This is a genomic window from Streptococcus sp. k-628, from assembly GCF_013277475.1.
GTDB lineage: Bacteria > Bacillota > Bacilli > Lactobacillales > Streptococcaceae > Streptococcus.
The window spans coordinates 11,842-32,294 of sequence record NZ_VMMZ01000014.1; the positions used below are offsets into that span (position 1 = coordinate 11,842).

General features: G+C 42.7%; 14 protein-coding genes and 2 pseudogenes. All 16 read left to right on the forward strand.

The window, feature by feature from the left end; genetic code table 11:
• The first annotated feature begins 605 nt into the window (after positions 1-605).
• Positions 606-2,759 (forward strand): peptide cleavage/export ABC transporter ComA, encoded by a 2,154-nt coding sequence (comA, locus tag HT730_RS02440; RefSeq protein WP_173306700.1) that lies wholly within the window; start codon positions 606-608, stop codon positions 2,757-2,759.
• A gap of 12 nt (positions 2,760-2,771) precedes the next feature.
• Positions 2,772-4,121 carry a competence pheromone export protein ComB gene (comB, locus tag HT730_RS02445; protein WP_173306701.1) on the forward strand — a complete coding sequence of 450 codons (1,350 nt, stop codon included), beginning with the start codon at positions 2,772-2,774 and terminating at the stop codon, positions 4,119-4,121.
• 170 nt (positions 4,122-4,291) lie between these two features.
• The gene (purC, locus tag HT730_RS02450) at positions 4,292-4,999 is read left to right on the forward strand and encodes a phosphoribosylaminoimidazolesuccinocarboxamide synthase (RefSeq protein ID WP_173306702.1); all 708 of its coding nucleotides are present in this window, start codon (positions 4,292-4,294) and stop codon (positions 4,997-4,999) included.
• 76 nt (positions 5,000-5,075) lie between these two features.
• Positions 5,076-5,144, forward strand: a pseudogene (locus tag HT730_RS10415) (phosphoribosylaminoimidazolesuccinocarboxamide synthase); the annotation flags it as partial.
• Between the two features lie 67 nt (positions 5,145-5,211).
• Positions 5,212-8,937 carry a phosphoribosylformylglycinamidine synthase gene (locus HT730_RS02460; RefSeq protein WP_173306703.1) on the forward strand — a complete coding sequence of 1,242 codons (3,726 nt, stop codon included), beginning with the start codon at positions 5,212-5,214 and terminating at the stop codon, positions 8,935-8,937.
• A 92-nt stretch (positions 8,938-9,029) separates the two neighbouring features.
• A complete protein-coding gene (gene purF, locus HT730_RS02465; protein WP_000220615.1) occupies positions 9,030-10,472 on the forward strand; it encodes an amidophosphoribosyltransferase in 1,443 nt (480 codons plus the stop codon).
• 217 nt (positions 10,473-10,689) lie between these two features.
• On the forward strand, positions 10,690-11,712 hold the full coding sequence (gene purM / locus HT730_RS02470) for a phosphoribosylformylglycinamidine cyclo-ligase (protein WP_173306704.1): 1,023 nt from the start codon (positions 10,690-10,692) through the stop codon (positions 11,710-11,712).
• Positions 11,709-12,263 carry a phosphoribosylglycinamide formyltransferase gene (purN, locus tag HT730_RS02475; protein ID WP_173306705.1) on the forward strand — a complete coding sequence of 185 codons (555 nt, stop codon included), beginning with the start codon at positions 11,709-11,711 and terminating at the stop codon, positions 12,261-12,263. Before purM ends, purN begins: the two co-directional genes overlap by 4 nt.
• 2 nt (positions 12,264-12,265) lie before the next feature.
• The gene (locus tag HT730_RS02480) at positions 12,266-12,634 is read left to right on the forward strand and encodes a hypothetical protein (RefSeq protein WP_240151451.1); all 369 of its coding nucleotides are present in this window, start codon (positions 12,266-12,268) and stop codon (positions 12,632-12,634) included.
• Positions 12,635-12,677: 43 nt separating this feature from the next.
• Positions 12,678-13,142 (forward strand): GNAT family N-acetyltransferase, encoded by a 465-nt coding sequence (locus HT730_RS02485; protein WP_173306707.1) that lies wholly within the window; start codon positions 12,678-12,680, stop codon positions 13,140-13,142.
• Position 13,143: 1 nt separating this feature from the next.
• Positions 13,144-14,691, forward strand: a complete 1,548-nt coding sequence (purH, locus tag HT730_RS02490) for a bifunctional phosphoribosylaminoimidazolecarboxamide formyltransferase/IMP cyclohydrolase (RefSeq protein ID WP_173306708.1) — start codon at positions 13,144-13,146, stop codon at positions 14,689-14,691.
• A 121-nt stretch (positions 14,692-14,812) separates the two neighbouring features.
• Complete coding sequence (purD, locus tag HT730_RS02495; protein WP_173306709.1) at positions 14,813-16,078, forward strand: phosphoribosylamine--glycine ligase; 1,266 nt, start codon at positions 14,813-14,815, stop codon at positions 16,076-16,078.
• 252 nt (positions 16,079-16,330) lie between these two features.
• Positions 16,331-16,426, forward strand: a pseudogene (locus tag HT730_RS10420) (phosphoribosylaminoimidazole carboxylase).
• A gap of 29 nt (positions 16,427-16,455) precedes the next feature.
• On the forward strand, positions 16,456-16,944 hold the full coding sequence (gene purE / locus HT730_RS02500; RefSeq protein ID WP_173306710.1) for a 5-(carboxyamino)imidazole ribonucleotide mutase: 489 nt from the start codon (positions 16,456-16,458) through the stop codon (positions 16,942-16,944).
• The gene (gene purK, locus HT730_RS02505; protein WP_173306711.1) at positions 16,931-18,004 is read left to right on the forward strand and encodes a 5-(carboxyamino)imidazole ribonucleotide synthase; all 1,074 of its coding nucleotides are present in this window, start codon (positions 16,931-16,933) and stop codon (positions 18,002-18,004) included. The genes purE and purK overlap by 14 nt, the downstream gene beginning before the upstream one ends.
• 22 nt (positions 18,005-18,026) lie before the next feature.
• Positions 18,027-20,414, forward strand: coding sequence for an AAA family ATPase (locus tag HT730_RS02510; protein WP_173213937.1), 2,388 nt, complete (start codon positions 18,027-18,029; stop codon positions 20,412-20,414).
• Positions 20,415-20,453 lie beyond the last annotated feature (39 nt).

Here is a 20,453-nt window from a genome sequence, read left to right on the forward strand (position 1 = left end):
CAATATACCAACGATTGCATTATTTATGATGGTCTTCATTCTTTTATACAGAAGTAAAGAAAAAAAGAATGGATAAATTTGAAATAGTAGACGCTCTATAGGGAATAGGTGTCTTATAGTAACGAATCAAAAAAAGGAGTAACTATGAATTGTAATTTAGAACGGTGTTATCTATTCTGACCATGAATAGATCATACCAGAGGTGGCTTAGAAATAGCAGGGACATTAGAAATTGTAGTAATAAATAGGATGTCGTAAACATTACTATCAATGATTTATTTGTCCCAAGCTTGCCTAGGGTGACAGTAAAACATCAATTTCCTTTCATACCATGTTGTTAGTAGGTAGGACGTTTGTTCTACCTATTTTTTATCTTAAAAGTGCAGTTGGGAGGGAGATAGGCGCATTTGGGGAGGAAGTCCAGTTTTTGTTTGGGGATTGGGGTAAGATAGTTGTTATCAGATGAGTTTATACTCTTCGAAAATCAAATTCAAACCACGTCAACGTCGCTTTGCAGTATAATATGTGACTGACTTCGTCAGTNNAGCAGCCTGCGGCTAGTTTGCTCTTTGATTTTCATTGAGTATTAGGAAAAGGAGATGAATATGAAATTTGGGAAACGTCACTATCGTCCGCAGGTGGATCAGATGGACTGCGGTGTAGCTTCATTAGCCATGGTCTTTGGCTACTATGGTAGTTACTATTCTTTGGCTCACTTGCGAGAATTGGCCAAGACAACCATGGATGGGACAACGGCTTTGGGCTTGGTCAAGGTGGCAGAGGAGATTGGTTTTGAGACGCGGGCCATTAAGGCGGATATGACGCTTTTTGACTTGCCAGATTTGACTTTTCCTTTTGTTGCTCATGTGCTTAAGGAAGGGAAATTGCTCCACTACTATGTGGTGACTGGGCAGGACAAGGACAGCATTCATATTGCTGATCCAGATCCTGGGGTGAAATTGACCAAACTGCCACGTGAGCGTTTTGCGGAAGAATGGACAGGAGTGACTCTGTTTATGGCACCTAGTCCAGACTACAAGCCTCATAAGGATCAAAAGAATGGTCTGCTCTCTTTTATCCCTATATTAGTGAAGCAGCGTGGCTTGATTGCCAATATCGTTTTGGCAACACTCTTGGTAACCTTGATTAACATTGTGGGTTCTTATTATCTGCAGTCTATCATTGATACCTATGTGCCAGATCAGATGCGTTCGACGCTTGGGATTATTTCTATTGGGCTGGTGATTGTTTATATTCTTCAGCAGATCTTGTCTTACGCTCAGGAGTATCTCTTACTTGTTTTGGGGCAACGCTTATCGATTGATGTGATTTTGTCCTATATCAAGCATGTTTTTCACCTGCCTATGTCCTTTTTTGCGACACGTCGGACAGGGGAAATCGTGTCTCGTTTTACAGATGCTAACAGTATCATTGATGCGCTGGCTTCGACCATTCTTTCGATTTTCCTAGATGTGTCAACGGTTGTCATTATTTCTCTTGTTTTATTTTCACAAAATACCAATCTCTTTTTCATGACCTTATTGGCGCTTCCTATCTACACAGTGATTATATTTGCTTTTATGAAGCCGTTTGAAAAGATGAATCGGGATACCATGGAAGCCAATGCGGTTTTATCTTCTTCTATCATTGAGGACATCAACGGTATTGAGACTATTAAGTCCTTGACCAGTGAAAGTCAGCGTTACCAAAAAATTGACAAGGAATTTGTGGATTATCTGAAAAAATCCTTTACCTATAGTCGAGCAGAGAGTCAGCAAAAGGCTCTTAAAAAAGTTGCCCATCTCTTGCTCAATGTCGGCATTCTCTGGATGGGAGCTGTTCTGGTCATGGATGGCAAGATGAGTTTGGGGCAGTTGATTACCTATAATACCTTGCTTGTTTACTTTACCAATCCTTTGGAAAATATCATCAATCTGCAAACTAAGCTTCAGACAGCGCAGGTCGCCAATAACCGTCTAAACGAGGTTTATCTGGTAGCTTCTGAGTTTGAGGAGAAGAAAACAGTTGAGGATTTGAGCTTGATGAAGGGAGAGATGTCCTTCAAGCAGGTTTACTACAAGTATGGTTATGGTCGAGATGTCTTGTCAGATATCAATTTGACTATTCCCCAAGGTTCTAAAGTAGCTTTTGTGGGGATTTCAGGGTCAGGTAAGACGACCTTGGCCAAGATGATGGTTAATTTTTACGACCCAAGTCAGGGAGAGATTAGTCTGGGTGGTGTCAATCTTAATCAGATTGATAAAAAGACTCTGCGTCAGTATATCAACTACCTTCCTCAACAGCCCTATGTCTTTAACGGAACGATTTTGGAGAATCTTCTCCTTGGGGCCAAGGAAGGGACGACTCAAGAGGATATCTTACGGGCGGTTGAATTGGCAGAGATTCGGGAGGACATTGAGCGCATGCCACTGAATTACCAGACAGAATTGACTTCGGATGGGGCAGGGATTTCAGGTGGTCAACGGCAGAGAATCGCTCTGGCGCGTGCTCTCTTGACAGATGCGCCGGTCTTGATTTTGGATGAAGCGACCAGCAGTTTGGATATTTTGACAGAGAAGCGGATTGTAGATAATCTTATGGCTTTAGACAAGACCTTGATTTTCATTGCTCACCGCTTGACTATTGCTGAGCGGACAGAGAAGGTTGTTGTCTTGGATCAGGGCAAGATTGTTGAAGAAGGAAATCATGCTGATTTGCTTGCACAGGGTGGCTTTTACGCCCATTTGGTGAATAGCTAGAAAGAGGAGAGGATGAAACCAGAATTTTTAGAAAGTGCGGAGTTTTATAATCGTCGTTACCATAATTTTTCCAGTCGGGTGATTGTACCCATGTCCCTTCTGCTCGTGTTTTTGCTTGGCTTTGCAACATTTGCAGAGAAGGAGATGAGTTTGTCTACTAGAGCTACTGTTGAGCCTAGTCGTATCCAGGCAAATATCCAGTCAACTAGCAACAATCGTATTCTTGTCAATCATCTGGAAGAAAATAAGCTGGTTAAAAAGGGAGAACTGTTGGTTCAATATCAGGAAGGGGCAGAAGGTGTCCAAGCGGAGTCTTATGCCAGTCAGTTGGACATGCTCAAGGATCAAAAAAAGCAATTGGAGTATTTGCAAAAGAGCCTGCAAGAAGGGGAGAACCACTTTCCAGAGGAGGATAAGTTTGGCTACCAAGCCACCTTTCGCGACTACATCAGTCAAGCAGGCAGTCTTAGGGCTAGTACATCGCAACAAAATGAGACCATCGCGTCCCAGAATGCAGCAGCTAGCCAAACCCAAGTCGAAATCGGCAACCTCATCAGTCAAACAGAGGCTAAAATTCGCGATTACCAAACAGCTAAGTCAGCTATTGAAACAGGTGCTTCCTTGGCCAGTCAGAATCTAGCCTACTCTCTCTACCAGTCCTACAAGTCTCAGGGTGAGGAAAATCCGCAAGCTAAATCCCAGGCAGTTGCGCAGGTTGAAGCGCAGCTTTCTCAGTTAGAATCTAGTCTTGCTACTTACCGTGTCCAGTATGCAGGTTCAGGTACCCAGCAAGCCTATGCGTCAGGGTTAAGCAGTCAATTAGAGTCCCTTAAATCCCAACATTTGGCTAAGGTTGGTCAGGAATTGACTATTTTAGACCAGAAAATCTTGGAGGTGGAGTCAGGTAAGAAGGTTCAGGGAAGTCTTCTAGACAAGGGGAAAATTACGGCTAGTGAGGATGGGGTGCTTCATCTTAATCCTGAGACTAGTGATTCTAGCATGGTTGCAGAAGGTGCCCTACTAGCCCAACTCTATCCGTCCTTGGAGAAAGAAGGGAAAGCTAAACTCACAGCCTATCTTAGTTCAAAAGATATAGCAAGAATCAAGGTCGGTGATTCTGTTCGCTATACGACGACTCATGATGCTAAGAATCAACTTTTCCTAGATTCTACTATTACAAGTATTGATGCGACGGCTACTAAGACTGAGAAAGGGAATTTCTTTAAAATCGAGGCGGAGACTAATCTAACTTCGGAGCAGGCTGCAAAACTTCGGTACGGGGTGGAAGGTCGCCTGCAGATGATTACGGGCAAGAAAAGTTATCTACGTTATTATTTGGATCAATTTTTGAACAAAGAGTAATGTTCGTTTTTTTAGAGTTAAATGATTTTAAAACTGTGAGAAATCTTTTTCTTGCGGTTTTTTTCTTTATGATTTTTGAGTGGACCACGTTATTTATTCGGTTAAATTCTTGTAATTTTAGGTTTTTTATGGTAGAATGTGCTCAAGTAATACGAAAGGCGAACTTTAAAATGTCAAAACAATTGATCTATTCGGGAAAAGCTAAAGATATCTATACAACTGAGGATGAAAATCTTATTATTTCAACTTACAAGGACCAGGCGACTGCTTTCAATGGTGTTAAGAAGGAGCAGATTGCGGGCAAGGGAGTGTTGAATAATCAGATTTCATCTTTTATTTTTGAGAAATTAAATGCGGCTGGTGTGGCGACTCACTTTGTGGAGAAACTTTCAGACACGGAACAACTCAATAAAAAGGTTGAGATTATTCCTTTGGAAGTCGTGCTCCGCAACTATACAGCTGGTTCTTTTTCAAAACGTTTTGGTGTGGATGAGGGAATCGCCTTGGAGACTCCGATTGTTGAATTTTACTACAAAAATGATGATTTGGATGATCCATTTATCAATGACGAGCATGTGAAATTCCTAAAGATTGCGGATGACCAGCAGATTGCCTACTTGAAGGAAGAGACCCGTCGTATTAATGAACTCTTGAAAGGCTGGTTTGCTGAGATTGGCCTCAAGTTGATTGACTTTAAGCTAGAGTTCGGTTTTGACAAGGATGGCAAGATTATCTTGGCAGATGAATTTTCACCAGATAACTGCCGCCTGTGGGATGCGGATGGCAACCACATGGATAAGGATGTTTTCCGTAGAGGATTGGGAGAACTAACCGACGTTTACGAGATTGTTTGGGAAAAGTTGCAGGAATTGAGATAATCTGTTTGCAACGGAAAACCTTCGTCTCTCAAATAAAAGGACTCAGGTTGAAAAGGTCCCCCAGACCTTTTCACTCCGTAGAGGATTGGGAGAACTAACCGACGTTTACGAAACTGTTTGGGAAAAGTTGCAAGAATTGAAATAATCTGTTTGCAAGACTCTCAAGGTCATTTGAGAACATTGCAAGAGCTGAAATAAAGGAATAAGAATTGATGGATAAACGTATTTTTGTTGAAAAAAAGGCTGATTTTCAGGTCAAGTCAGAGAGTTTGGTAAGAGAGCTCCAGCACAACTTGGGACTTTCAAGCTTGAAAAGTATTCGCATTGTGCAAGTGTATGATGTATTTGACTTGGCAGAGGACCTGTTTGCGCCTGCAGAGAAACACATCTTCTCTGAGCAGGTGACAGACCATGTTTTGGACGAAGCGGCTGTGCAGGCGGATCTTGCCAACTATGCTTTCTTTGCGATTGAAAGCCTGCCAGGGCAGTTTGACCAGCGTGCAGCATCTTCACAGGAAGCCTTGCTTTTACTAGGAAGTTCGAGTGATGTGACAGTCAATACAGCCCAACTTTACTTGGTCAATAAAGACATTGATGCGACGGAATTAGAAGCGGTCAAGAACTACTTGCTCAACCCAGTTGATTCTCGTTTCAAGGATATCACGACAGGGATTGCCAAGCAGGAATTTTCAGAGTCAGACAAAACCATTCCTAAATTGACTTTCTTTGAAAGCTATACAGCTGAAGATTTTGCGCGCTACAAGGCTGAACAAGGGATGGCCATGGAAGTGGATGATTTGCTCTTTATCCAAGACTATTTCAAGTCAATTGGGCGCGTGCCAACTGAGACGGAACTCAAGGTTTTGGATACTTACTGGTCTGACCACTGCCGTCACACGACTTTTGAGACAGAGTTGAAACAGATTGATTTTTCAGCTTCTAAATTCCAAAAACAATTGCAGTCAACCTATGAAAAGTATATTGCCATGCGTGAGGAGTTGGGGCGTTCGGAGAAACCACAAACCTTGATGGATATGGCGACTATTTTCGGTCGTTATGAGCGTGCTAATGGACGCTTGGATGACATGGAAGTGTCAGACGAAATCAATGCTTGCTCAGTAGAAATCGAAGTGGACGTTGATGGTGTGAAAGAACCATGGCTCCTCATGTTTAAAAACGAAACCCACAATCACCCAACTGAGATTGAGCCATTTGGTGGGGCTGCTACCTGTATCGGTGGGGCCATTCGTGATCCATTGTCAGGTCGCTCATATGTTTACCAAGCCATGCGCATCTCAGGTGCTGGAGATATTACAGCACCGATTTCGGAAACGCGTGCTGGGAAATTGCCACAACAAGTCATTTCTAAGACAGCTGCTCATGGTTATTCTTCTTACGGAAACCAGATTGGGCTTGCAACAACCTACGTTCGTGAATACTTCCACCCAGGCTTTGTGGCTAAACGCATGGAGCTTGGTGCTGTTGTCGGAGCGGCTCCTAAGGGCAATGTTGTCCGTGAAAAACCGGAAGCGGGTGATGTCATTATCCTCCTTGGAGGTAAGACTGGACGTGATGGTGTCGGTGGTGCGACGGGCTCTTCTAAGGTTCAAACGGTTGAGTCTGTGGAAACTGCTGGAGCTGAGGTTCAAAAAGGGAATGCTATCGAAGAACGCAAGATTCAACGTCTGTTCCGTAATGGCGATGTGACTCGCCTTATCAAAAAATCAAATGATTTTGGCGCTGGTGGTGTCTGTGTAGCTATTGGTGAATTAGCAGACGGTCTTGAAATCGACCTCAACAAGGTGCCTCTTAAATACCAGGGCTTGAATGGTACCGAAATTGCCATCTCTGAATCTCAAGAACGGATGGCAGTCGTGGTTCGTCCTGAAGACGCAGATGCCTTTGTTGAAGAATGTAACAAAGAAAATATTGACGCTGTTGTCGTGGCGACAGTGACGGAAAAACCAAATCTAGTTATGCACTGGAATGGCGAAACGATTGTCGACTTGGAACGCCGTTTCCTTGATACCAATGGTGTGCGCGTGGTTGTCGATGCTAAAGTTGTGGACAAAGATGTCAAGCTTCCAGAAGAACGTCAAACATCTGCTAACACACTTGAAGTTGATACCCTTGCGGTTCTATCTGATTTGAATCATGCGAGTCAAAAAGGATTACAGACTATCTTTGACTGCTCTGTTGGACGCTCAACGGTTAATCACCCACTTGGTGGTCGTTACCAACTCACACCAACTGAGGCATCTGTGCAGAAATTACCAGTTCAACACGGTGTGACTCATACTGCGTCAGTCATGGCTCAAGGATTCAACCCATATGTAGCTGAATGGTCTCCATACCACGGTGCTGCCTATGCGGTGATTGAAGCAACTGCTCGTTTGGTGGCTGCTGGTGCCAACTGGTCTAAGGCTCGTTTCTCTTACCAAGAGTATTTTGAGCGGATGGACAAGCAAGCAGAGCGTTTCGGTCAGACAGTAGCAGCTCTCCTAGGTTCTATCGAGGCACAAATTCAGCTTGGTTTGCCATCTATCGGTGGTAAGGACTCCATGTCTGGTACTTTTGAAGAATTGACAGTACCGCCAACCTTGGTCGCTTTTGGGGTGACAACAGCAGATAGCCGGAAGGTGCTTTCTCCTGAGTTCAAGGTTGCTGGTGAAAATATCTACTACATCCCAGGTCAAGCCCTCTCTGCAGAAATTGATTTTGACTTGATTAAGTCTAACTTTGCTCAGTTTGAAGCCCTTCAAAAGGCTCACAAAGTAACAGCAGCTTCAGCTGTTAAATACGGTGGTGTGCTTGAAAGTTTGGCTCTTGCTACTTTTGGAAATCATATCGGTGCAGAGGTGACCTTGCCTGAACTTGAAAGTTCTTTGACAGCACAATTGGGCGGATTTGTCTTCACATCTCCTGAAGAAATTGCAGGAGTAGAGAAAATCGGTCAAACGAAAGCAGACTTTACACTCCTTGTCAACGGTGTGAAGCTAGATGGACACAAACTTGACAGTGCCTTCCAAGGCAAATTGGAAGAAGTTTACCCAACAGAATTTACTCAAGCCAAAGAACTGGCTGAAGTACCAGCTGTGGTATCAGATGTTGTGATTAAAGCCAAAGAAAATGTTGAAAAACCTGTGGTTTATATCCCAGTCTTCCCAGGAACCAACTCAGAGTATGACTCAGCTAAGGCCTTTGAGAAAGAAGGTGCAGAGGTTAACTTAGTGCCATTTGTGACCTTGAATGAAGAATCCATTGTCAAGTCAGTTGAAACCATGGTTGACAACATCGGCAAGGCTAACATCCTCTTCTTTGCAGGTGGTTTCTCAGCTGCGGACGAGCCAGATGGTTCAGCTAAGTTTATCGTCAACATCCTGCTTAATGAAAAAGTGCGTGCTGCTATTGATAGCTTTATCGCTCGTGGTGGCTTGATTATTGGTATCTGTAATGGATTCCAGGCCCTCGTCAAATCAGGTCTTCTTCCATACGGAAACTTTGAAGATGCAAGCAGTACGAGCCCAACCCTCTTCTACAATGATGCCAACCAACACGTGGCCAAGATGGTGGAAACCCGTATTGCCAATACCAACTCACCATGGCTTGCTGGAGTGGAAGTTGGTGAGATTCATGCTATCCCTGTTTCACACGGTGAAGGGAAATTTGTCGTGACGGCTGAGGAATTTGCAGAGCTCCGTGACAACGGACAAATTTTCAGTCAATACGTTGACTTTGACGGAAAACCAAGTATGGATTCTAAGTACAATCCAAATGGTTCAGTCCATGCCATCGAAGGAATTACCAGCAAGAACGGCCAAATCATCGGTAAGATGGGCCACTCAGAACGTTATGAAGACGGTCTTTTCCAAAATATCCCAGGTAGCAAAGACCAGCACCTGTTCGCGTCAGCGGTTAAATATTTCACTGGAAAATAAGACTTGCAGATTTTCTAATAGATAGTATCAGTAATGTAAAAGTCATGTAGATTTATCTCTTGATGATTGCAAATGAAAATTAGGTATAAAAAATGACATACGAAGTAAAATCTCTTAATGAAGAATGTGGTGTTTTCGGTATCTGGGGGCATCCAGATGCTGCTAAATTAACCTATTTTGGTCTCCACAGTCTTCAGCACCGTGGTCAGGAGGGGGCAGGAATCCTCTCCAATGACCAAGGGAAACTAAAGCGGCATCGCGATATGGGTCTTCTATCAGAAGTCTTCAGAAATCCTGCTAACTTAGATAAATTGACAGGAACTGGTGCGATTGGTCACGTCCGTTATGCGACTGCTGGCGAAGCTTCTGTAGATAATATCCAGCCCTTCCTTTTCCGTTTTCACGATATGCAGTTTGGCTTGGCTCATAATGGGAATCTGACCAATGCAGCCTCTCTCAAGAAAGAACTGGAACAAAGAGGAGCAATTTTCAGCGCGACTTCGGACTCGGAAATCTTGGCTCACCTCATTCGTCGGAGTCACAATCCTAGCCTGATGGGCAAAATCAAGGAAGCGCTCAGCCTTGTCAAAGGTGGTTTTGCCTATATCTTGCTGTTTGAGGACAAGTTGATTGCGGCTCTTGACCCCAATGGTTTCCGTCCGCTTTCTATCGGGAAAATGGCCAACGGAGCGGTGGTGGTTTCCTCTGAAACTTGTGCTTTTGAGGTCATTGGTGCAGAGTGGATTCGTGATTTGAAGCCAGGTGAGATTGTGATCATTGATGACAAGGGCATCCAGTATGATAGCTATACAGATGATACCCAGTTAGCAATCTGTTCTATGGAGTATATCTATTTTGCTCGCCCTGATTCTAATATCCACGGTGTCAATGTCCATACGGCTCGCAAACGTATGGGTGCCCAATTGGCGCGTGAATTCAAGCATGAGGCGGATATCGTGGTCGGTGTGCCCAATTCTTCCCTCAGCGCGGCTATGGGATTTGCGGAAGAGTCCGGGCTACCAAATGAAATGGGACTTATCAAGAACCAATACACCCAACGTACCTTTATCCAACCGACTCAAGAATTGCGGGAGCAAGGGGTGCGGATGAAACTATCTGCTGTTTCTGGTGTTGTAAAAGGCAAGCGTGTGGTTATGATTGATGACTCTATTGTACGTGGAACAACCTCTCGTCGTATCGTTCAGCTCTTGAAGGAAGCGGGTGCGACTGAGGTTCACGTTGCTATTGGAAGTCCAGCGCTAGCTTATCCATGCTTCTATGGAATTGATATCCAGACCCGTCAGGAGCTAATTGCGGCCAATCATACGGTTGAAGAAACTCGCCAAATCATTGGTGCGGACAGTCTGACCTATCTTTCGATTGATGGCTTGATTGAATCCATTGGGATTGAAACAGATGCGCCGAATGGTGGTCTCTGTGTCGCTTATTTTGATGGTGATTACCCAACGCCTCTCTATGACTATGAAGAAGACTATCGTAGAAGTTTGGAAGAAAAGACCAGTTTTTACAAATAGACAATAGATCCTCCATTAAAGAAAAGGAATATAAAAATGACAAATAAGAATGCTTATACTTCACGTCTCACTATTGACTAAAAGCTAGAGCATTTGTCAGTAGACGCTTTGTCTTATAGGATCAAAGCTAGAGCCCTGACTAGTATTTTTAGATAAAATAATTGTTTATCTAAAAATACGTCGCAGTCTTTCCCAAAAAAAGAAAAGGAAAAATAAAATGGCAAATAAAAATGCGTACGCTCAATCTGGTGTGGATGTTGAAGCGGGTTATGAAGTTGTTGAACGGATTAAAAAGCACGTGGCTCGTACGGAGCGTGCAGGTGTCATGGGAGCTCTTGGTGGTTTCGGTGGCATGTTTGACCTTTCAAAGACTGGGGTCAAAGAGCCCGTCTTGATTTCAGGGACTGACGGTGTCGGAACCAAGCTCATGCTTGCCATCAAGTACGACAAGCACGATACCATCGGTCAGGACTGTGTTGCCATGTGTGTCAATGACATTATCGCTGCAGGTGCGGAGCCCCTCTATTTCCTTGACTACGTCGCAACTGGCAAGAATGAACCAGCTAAGCTAGAGCAAGTCGTTGCTGGTGTGGCAGAAGGTTGTGTGCAGGCAGGCGCTGCTCTCATTGGTGGGGAAACGGCTGAAATGCCTGGCATGTACGACGAAGATGACTATGACTTGGCTGGTTTTGCGGTCGGTGTGGCTGAAAAATCTCAAATCATTGACGGTTCGAAGGTGGCAGAAGGAGATATTCTTCTCGGACTTGCTTCAAGTGGGATTCATTCCAATGGTTACTCTCTCGTCCGTCGTGTCTTTGCGGATTACACAGGTGAGGAAGTCCTTCCAGAATTGGAAGGCAAGCAACTCAAGGAAGTTCTTCTTGAGCCGACTCGTATCTATGTCAAGGCTGTTTTGCCACTCATCAAGGAAGGGTTGGTCAACGGCATTGCCCACATCACTGGTGGTGGCTTTATCGAAAATGTCCCTCGCATGTTTGCAGCTGACTTGGCTGCTGAGATTGAAGAAGACAAGGTTCCCGTGCTTCCAATTTTCAAAGCCCTTGAAAAATACGGTCAGATCAAACACGAAGAAATGTTTGAAATCTTCAATATGGGTGTGGGACTTATGTTTGCAGTTAGCCCTGAAAATGTAAGTCGTGTCAAGGAATTGTTGGCTGAACCAGTCTATGAAATTGGTCGCATCGTCAAGAAAGAAAACGAAAGTGTCATCATCAAATGAAAAAAATAGCGGTTTTTGCCTCTGGTAATGGCTCAAATTTTCAGGTGATAGCGGAACAATTTCCAGTGGAGTTTGTCTTTTCAGACCATCGTGACGCCTATGTGCTCGAACGTGCAGACAAGCTCGGCGTTCTGTCCTATGCTTTTGAACTCAAGGAGTTTGAGAGCAAGGCAGACTACGAAGTGGCCCTTGTCGAACTTTTGGAAGAACACCAGATTGACTTGGTTTGTCTAGCAGGCTACATGAAAATCGTTGGGCCAACCTTATTGGCGGCTTATGAAGGTCGGATTATCAACATTCATCCAGCCTACTTGCCAGAATTTCCAGGAGCTCATGGGATTGAGGATGCTTGGAATGCTGGTGTGAATCAGTCTGGTGTGACCATTCACTGGGTGGATTCAGGTGTGGATACAGGAAAGATTATCAAACAAGTGCGTGTACCGCGGCTTGAAGGGGATACCCTAGATACTTTCGAGACTCGCATCCATGAAATAGAGTACAAACTATATCCAGAGGTGTTGGATAGTTTGGGAGCGGAGAGGAAGAAATGATTATGGACCAATACTATATGGAGTTAAAGAATAAGTTATCTAACAGACCAATCCTACTGGATAATACTAATGATTTTCTTTTTGTTTTAGTAAATACAGTGAAAGCTATGATAGAAAATACTGATAAAAGTCAGCTTTCAGAGTTAGATAAAATTTTAGACGGTGTCACAAGTCAAGAATTAAAACTTGCCTATGATTTTTGTCAAGGGAAATTCGGTCAATCAGGTTTTTCTTATCGTAGGCATCCCAATTATTTTTATTTGTCCAGTTTAATTGCGACTTTTCCAGAATTTGAGTTGTCTAAAGCAGACCGAGATTATCTCAAAGGAATCATAAATTTTGATAACTACCTTTTATATGAGTTAGATTAGTCTTTAATCACCTCAAAACCCTATTTATTCAAAAGGAGAAAAAATGATTGAGATAAAATTAGTAGATGAGAGTAGTTTTCAGGCAGTGCTGGATTTGAAAATATCTGAAGCTGATGAACGAGCACGTTTCGTGGCTCCAAATGTACGCTCTTTAGCTGACGCATGGCTCTACCGAGAGAATGGGGATGTGTTTCCAATGGCAATTTATTGGAATGAGCTTGTAGTTGGTTTTCTCCTGCTGGAGATAGACAAGGATGAAGCGGAATACTTTATCTGGCGGATAATGATTGGCCAGCAGTACCAAGGAAGAGGTTATGGTCGAAAAGCCTTGGAAGTTCTAATCAAAGAGGCCCAGATGGATAGAGCTTGCAGTCATATTGTTGCAGATTATGTGGTTGGAAATGAAAAAATGAAGCACCTGCTGACTAGTCTTGGTTTTCAGGAAACAGGATTTATAGAAGAAAATAACGAAGTCGCTATGCGCTTGGACTTAAAGAAAGAGGAATAGAATGACGAAAAAAGCCTTAATCAGCGTCTCAGACAAAGCGGGTATTGTTGAATTTGCCCAAGAACTTAAAAAACTTGGTTGGGAGATTATCTCGACAGGTGGAACTAAGGTTGCCCTTGATAATGCTGGGGTAGACACCATTGCTATCGATGATGTGACTGGCTTCCCAGAAATGATGGACGGTCGTGTCAAGACCCTTCATCCAAATATTCACGGGGGACTTTTGGCTCGTCGTGACTTGGATAGTCACTTGGAAGCAGCCAATGAGAACCAAATTGAGCTTATTGACCTTGTAGTGGTCAACCTTTATCCTTTCAAGGAAACGATTCTCAAACCAGACGTGACGTACGCTGATGCTGTGGAGAATATTGATATTGGTGGGCCATCTATGCTTCGTTCAGCAGCGAAGAATCATGCCAGCGTGACGGTTGTGGTAGACCCTGCTGACTATACAGTGGTTTTGGACGAGTTGTCAGCCAATGGTGAAACGACTTACGAAACGCGTCAACGTTTGGCAGCCAAGGTTTTCCGTCACACAGCGGCTTATGACGCTTTGATTGCAGAATACTTCACAGCTCAAGTGGGCGAAAGCAAACCTGAAAAGTTGACCTTGACCTATGACCTAAAACAAGCTATGCGTTATGGGGAAAATCCCCAGCAGGATGCGGACTTCTACCAGAAAGCTTTGCCGACTGATTACTCCATTGCATCAGCCAAACAGCTTAACGGTAAGGAATTGTCATTCAACAATATCCGCGATGCGGATGCTGCCATTCGTATTATTCGTGATTTCAAAGACCGTCCAACCGTTGTGGCTCTAAAACACATGAATCCATGCGGTATTGGTCAGGCTGATAACATTGAGACTGCTTGGGACTACGCTTATGAGTCTGATCCAGTGTCTATCTTTGGTGGGATTGTCGTTCTCAACCGTGAGGTGGATGCTGCGACAGCTGAAAAGATGCACGGCATTTTCCTTGAAATCATCATCGCACCAAGCTATACGGATGAAGCGCTAGCCATTTTGACCAATAAAAAGAAAAACTTGCGTATCCTTGCCTTGCCATTTGATGCTCAAGATGCCAGCGAAGTGGAAGCAGAATACACAGGTGTTGTCGGTGGACTTCTGGTGCAAAACCAAGACGTGGTCAAAGAAAGCCCAGCTGACTGGCAAGTGGTGACCAAACGCCAGCCAACTGAGACAGAAGCGACTGCTCTTGAGTTCGCTTGGAAAGCTATCAAGTACGTCAAATCAAATGGTATCATCATCACCAATGACCACATGACACTGGGTGTTGGCCCAGGTCAAACCAACCGTGTGGCCTCTGTTCGTATTGCCATTGACCAAGCCAAAGACCGTCTTGACGGCGCTGTTCTTGCTTCGGATGCCTTCTTCCCATTTGCGGATAACGTGGAAGAAATCGCCAAAGCAGGTATCAAGGCTATCATCCAGCCAGGTGGGTCCGTCCGTGACCAAGAGTCTATCGAAGCTGCTGACAAATATGGCTTGACCATGGTCTTCACAGGAGTGAGACATTTTAGACATTAAGAACACTAAAGGGAAGAAAACAGTTTCTTTCCTTTTTTGCGTAAAAATGCGGAGTGAAACAAGATTAAAACGAACGTTTGTGATATAATGTTAGTAAATAATTCGCGAAAGAGGTTGAGAAATGAAACTGCTTGTTGTCGGTTCGGGTGGTCGTGAGCATGCGATTGCTAAAAAGTTACTTGAATCAAAAGGGGTTGAAAGAGTCTTTGTAGCTCCTGGGAATGACGGTATGACTCTGGATGGTCTGAAATTGGTAAATATCTCTATTTCCGAACATTCTAAATTGATTGAGTTTGCAAAAGCCAACGATATTGCTTGGACCTTTATAGGGCCAGATGACGCCCTTGCGGCTGGTATCGTGGATGATTTCCATGCAGCTGGTCTCAAAGCCTTTGGTCCGACAAGATTGGCAGCTGAGCTGGAGTGGTCCAAGGATTTTGCTAAGGAAATCATGGTCAAATATGGCGTTCCGACAGCAGCCTATGGCACATTCTCGGACTTTGAGGAAGCCAAGGCCTATATCGAAAAGCAGGGAGCTCCTATCGTGGTCAAGGCGGATGGCTTGGCGCTTGGGAAGGGTGTCGTCGTTGCTGAGACGGTTGAGCAAGCGGTCGAAGCCGCTCATGAGATGCTTTTGGACAATAAGTTTGGTGACTCAGGTGCACGTGTAGTTATTGAGGAATTCCTTGAAGGAGAGGAATTTTCACTCTTTGCCTTTGTCAATGGCGACAAGTTCTATATCATGCCGACAGCGCAAGACCACAAACGTGCCTATGATGGCGACAAAGGGCCTAACACGGGTGGTATGGGTGCCTATGCGCCAGTTCCACACTTGCCACAGAGTGTAGTTGACACAGCGGTTGAGACTATTGTCAAGCCAGTTCTTGAAGGGATGATCAAAGAAGGCCGTCCGTATCTTGGCATCCTCTACGCAGGGCTTATCCTGACAGCAGAAGGTCCTAAAGTCATCGAGTTCAACGCTCGGTTCGGAGATCCCGAAACGCAAATTATTCTACCTCGCCTAACTTCTGATTTTGCGAAAAATATCACGGATATTCTGGATAGCAAGGAGCCAAATATCACCTGGAAGGACAAGGGCGTGACTCTGGGTGTGGTTGTCGCATCCAACGGTTACCCGCTAGACTATGAAAAAGGTGTTGAATTGCCAGCAAAAACAGAGGGCGACATTATCACCTATTATGCAGGGGCTAAGTTTGCTGAAAATAGCAGAGCACTGCTGTCAAACGGTGGACGGATCTATATGCTCGTCACCACAGCAGAGACCGTTAAAGAAGCTCAAGATAGTATTTATAAAGAACTCTCCCAACAAAAAACAGAAGGCCTCTTCTACCGAACAGATATCGGAAGCAAGGCGATAAAAGATTAACAGATACTAACTTTGTTATGGCGAGCGAAAGCGAGCCAAAATAGAATAATCGTCGCAGTAGTGGAACTCCTAGTAGCTTTGCTACTAGGAGCGGAAAACTGGAGACCTAGGCTCCAGTTTTAGTAATGGAACGCCCTAGGCGGTCGCTTACGTCCGCACTACATTAGACGATTATCAAAAAGAAAAATAAAAATTCACAAAATACGTTAATGACCGTATGGTTTGCGAGCGTTAGCGAGCTAATATAGAACAATCGCCGCCGTTCAGGGAAATTAGAAGACCTTGGGCTTCCAATTTAGGCATGAGACACCTTTGATGGCTGCTGCCGTCCCTCACAACCTAAGGTGATTGTTGAAAAACAGGAAAAAGGAGAAGAAATGAAACCCGTAATTTCCATTATCATGGGCTCAAAATCCGACTGGGCAACCATGCAAAAAACAGCAGAAGTCCTAGACCGCTTCGGTGTAGCCTACGAAAAGAAAGTTGTTTCTGCCCACCGTACACCTGACCTCATGTTCAAGCATGCCGAAGAAGCTCGTAGTCGTGGCATCAAGGTTATCATCGCAGGTGCTGGAGGTGCAGCCCATTTGCCAGGTATGGTCGCTGCTAAAACAACCCTTCCAGTCATTGGTGTGCCAGTCAAATCTCGTGCTCTTAGTGGAGTGGATTCACTCTATTCTATCGTTCAGATGCCGGGTGGGGTGCCTGTTGCGACAATGGCTATCGGTGAAGCTGGTGCGACAAATGCGGCTCTCTTCGCCCTCCGTCTTCTTTCAGTAGAGGATCAAGCTATCGCGACAGCTTTGGCAGCTTTCGCAGAAGAACAAGGAAAAATCGCAGAGGAGTCGACAAATGAGCTCATCTAAAACAATCGGAATTATCGGTGGCGGTCAGCTTGGTCAGATGATGGCCATTTCTGCTATCTACATGGGGCACAAGGTTATCGCGCTGGATCCTGCTGCGGATTGCCCATCCTCTCGTGTGGCGGAAATCATTGTGGCGCCTTATAACGATGTGGATGCCCTTCGTCAGCTAGCTGAGCGTTGCGATGTCCTGACTTATGAATTTGAGAATGTAGATGCTGACGGTCTTGATGCTGTTATCAAGGATGGGCAACTCCCTCAAGGGACCGACCTGCTTCGCATCTCCCAAAACCGGATCTTTGAGAAAGACTTCCTCTCAAACAAGGCTCAAGTCACTGTAGCACCTTACAAGGTTGTGACTTCTAGCCAAGACTTGGCAGATATCGACCTGTCGAAAAACTATGTCCTCAAGACGGCAACAGGTGGTTATGATGGCCATGGACAAAAGGTCATTCGCTCGGCAGAAGACTTGGAAGAAGCCAATGCACTAGCCGATTCAGCAGACTGTGTTTTGGAAGAATTTGTCAATTTTGACCTTGAAATTTCTGTCATTGTATCAGGAAATGGCAAGGACGTGACGGTTTTCCCAGTTCAGGAAAATATCCACCGAAACAATATCCTTTCAAAAACTATTGTGCCTGCTCGCATTTCTGAAAGTTTAGCCGAGAAAGCCAAAGCTATGGCAGTGAGAATCGCTGAGCAACTCAACTTGTCTGGAACCCTTTGCGTGGAAATGTTTGCGACAGCTGATGATATCATTGTCAACGAGATTGCCCCACGACCACACAACTCTGGGCACTACTCTATTGAAGCTTGCGACTTCTCCCAGTTTGATGCCCATATTCTGGGTGTTCTGGGGGCACCATTGCCAGCTATCAAACTGCATGCTCCAGCCGTCATGCTCAATGTCCTCGGCCAGCATGTCGAAGCTGCTGAAAAATATGTCACAGAAAATCCAAGCGCCCACCTCCACATGTATGGTAAAATAGAAGCGAAGCACAACCGCAAGATGGGACATGTGACTTTATTTAGTGATGAACCAGATAGTGTGGGAGAGTTTTAGGGGAGAGGGGTCTAAAGAAAAAATGTTTGAAAAAATTAAAGGAATTAATATAAAATCAGGTATTTTTGAAGATGAAACAAAATTAGAACTCTTTGAAGGAAATTTTGAGGGAACAAATCCAGTACAAAACGATAGGGCAAGTTTATTGTTTGGAAGGAATGGTTCAGGGAAAAGTACCATTGCTCGAGGAATAAATCAATTAAAAAATGGTGAGTTTGGAACAGATAGAGTATCATTTATTGATAAAAATAATAATAATATTGTACTTAGTGATACTGAACGAAAATCGATATTTGTTTTCAATGAACACTATGTTGATCAGAAAGTCAAAATTGCTCAAGAAGGGTTAGATACAATTGTAATTTTAGGTGAACAGGTTGATATCGATGAGGAACTGGATAGATTAAGAACGCAGTTATCAGAATCACAAATTGAATCTCAAGATTATTATGCTGAATATGAAGAATATTTAGATGAAAAAAATGAAAAATCTCCAGACTTTTGGAAAAAGGAAATGACAGATTCTTTGAAAGGAGTAGGCAACTGGGCCGAAAGAGATAGGGAGATAAAAGGAAATCGAGCTGCATCTCCCGTTCATAATAATACCTTTCAAAATTTTGTTGATTTACAACCAATCTTAGATAAAAATGAGTTAGAGGTTGAATTCAACAATAAAAAAGCTAGATATTTTTCAATAAGAGATTCCGCAGTTACTATAAATAATGAACTATCTTTACCTGATATTAATTTTGATAGCAATGAATTATCAACTTTATTGTCTGAAAAAATCGAAGAACCTGAGTTGAATTCTAGGGATAAGTATTTACTGACATTATTATCTGATTCCACAAAAGGTGAACGTCATTTGAGAGAAGTTAAAGATTTCTTTGAAGATGAACATCAAAAAAAATGTCCTTTCTGTACTCAATCAGTATCAGAAGATGTTAAAGTTGAACTCACGAATGGCATAACTAAACTACTATCAAGAGCAGTCGAAGAACACCAATCCGCATTGAGAGGTAAAAAAATTGATGAGATTAATCAAGATTTTTCTGGTTATGAACAGATAGATCCAATATTAATTCAGTCTTATCAAAATAGTATTAATGCTTTGAATGCTAAATTTAACGAAATTAACTCAATAATCGATAAGAAGATTGATAATCCATATAATATAGTTGAGTTACCTAATATAAGCTTTTCTCAAGAATTAAGTCAAGCAGAGCATGATATTGAAAAAATTAACCAAGCAATTATCAAACATAATTCAGAAATCTCGGATATTCAAAAGTTAAAAGTAGATCTCCTTCAAATAAATAATGAATTAGCTTTTTATGAAATTCAAGATGCATACAAAAAGTTTCAAGAGAAAACAAATAAAAAAGCAATTTGTGAAAATAATTATAATAGCAGTAGTAAACGAGTAAAGGATTATGAGAAGCAGATTTCTGATTTAGAAGACAAGAAACTTAATATAGATATTGCAGTTGATGAAATTAATAAAAGTTTAAATTACATATTTTTTTCAAAAAATCGGTTAGCTATACAGAATCAAAACGGAAAATACTATCTGTTATCAAGAGGTAAGTCTGTGGTCCCCAGTAGGGTTTCCGTAGGGGAACGAAATGCGCTGGCATTATGTTATTTCTTTACTGAGATAATTCAACAGAGAGAGTTAGCAGATGCTTATAGTCATGAATATTTTATTGTTATTGACGATCCAATTTCTAGTTTTGATATGGAAAATAAAGTTGGAATAACCTCGTATTTAAAATACTGTTTAACTAGATTTTTTAAGGGGAATAGTAATACTAGAGTTTTACTAATGACCCATGATAAACAAACAATATATGACTTTGATATCTTTTTGAAAGAGATAATGGAATCCTGTAAAGAAGAGGAAGGTGGACAAAAATCTAAATACAAGAAGTTAGAATTGGTTTCTGGTAAATTACAAGAATTCAAAACTAGTACTCACGATTATACAGAACTACTTGAAATAGTCTTCGGTTATGCATTGGGAAATAGTACACCTACTTCGGAAAGTTTTGTTGGGAATGCAATGAGAAAAATTTTAGAAGCCTATGGTAGTTTTAATTATAAGAAGGGAATTGCCGAGCTAACAACAGATCCTTTAATTGTTGAAAAAATTGATAAAGAATACAGAACTTATTTTGAGAATCTTATGTATAGACTGGTTTTAAACGGTGAAAGTCATTTTAAGGATCCGGTTAAAACTTTGAGTATTGATTTCTTTGATACCATTTCTGATGAAGAACGAAAAAAAACAGCTAGAGATTTACTAGTTTTACTTTATCTTTTAGATGATTTACATGTTTTAAAACATTTAGAGGGTGTATCAAATGCGGAAAATAGACTTGAACAATGGAAGTGTGAGATTTTAGAATAAGAGAATCATACCATTTGACTTATTGCAATGGTTGAAGTT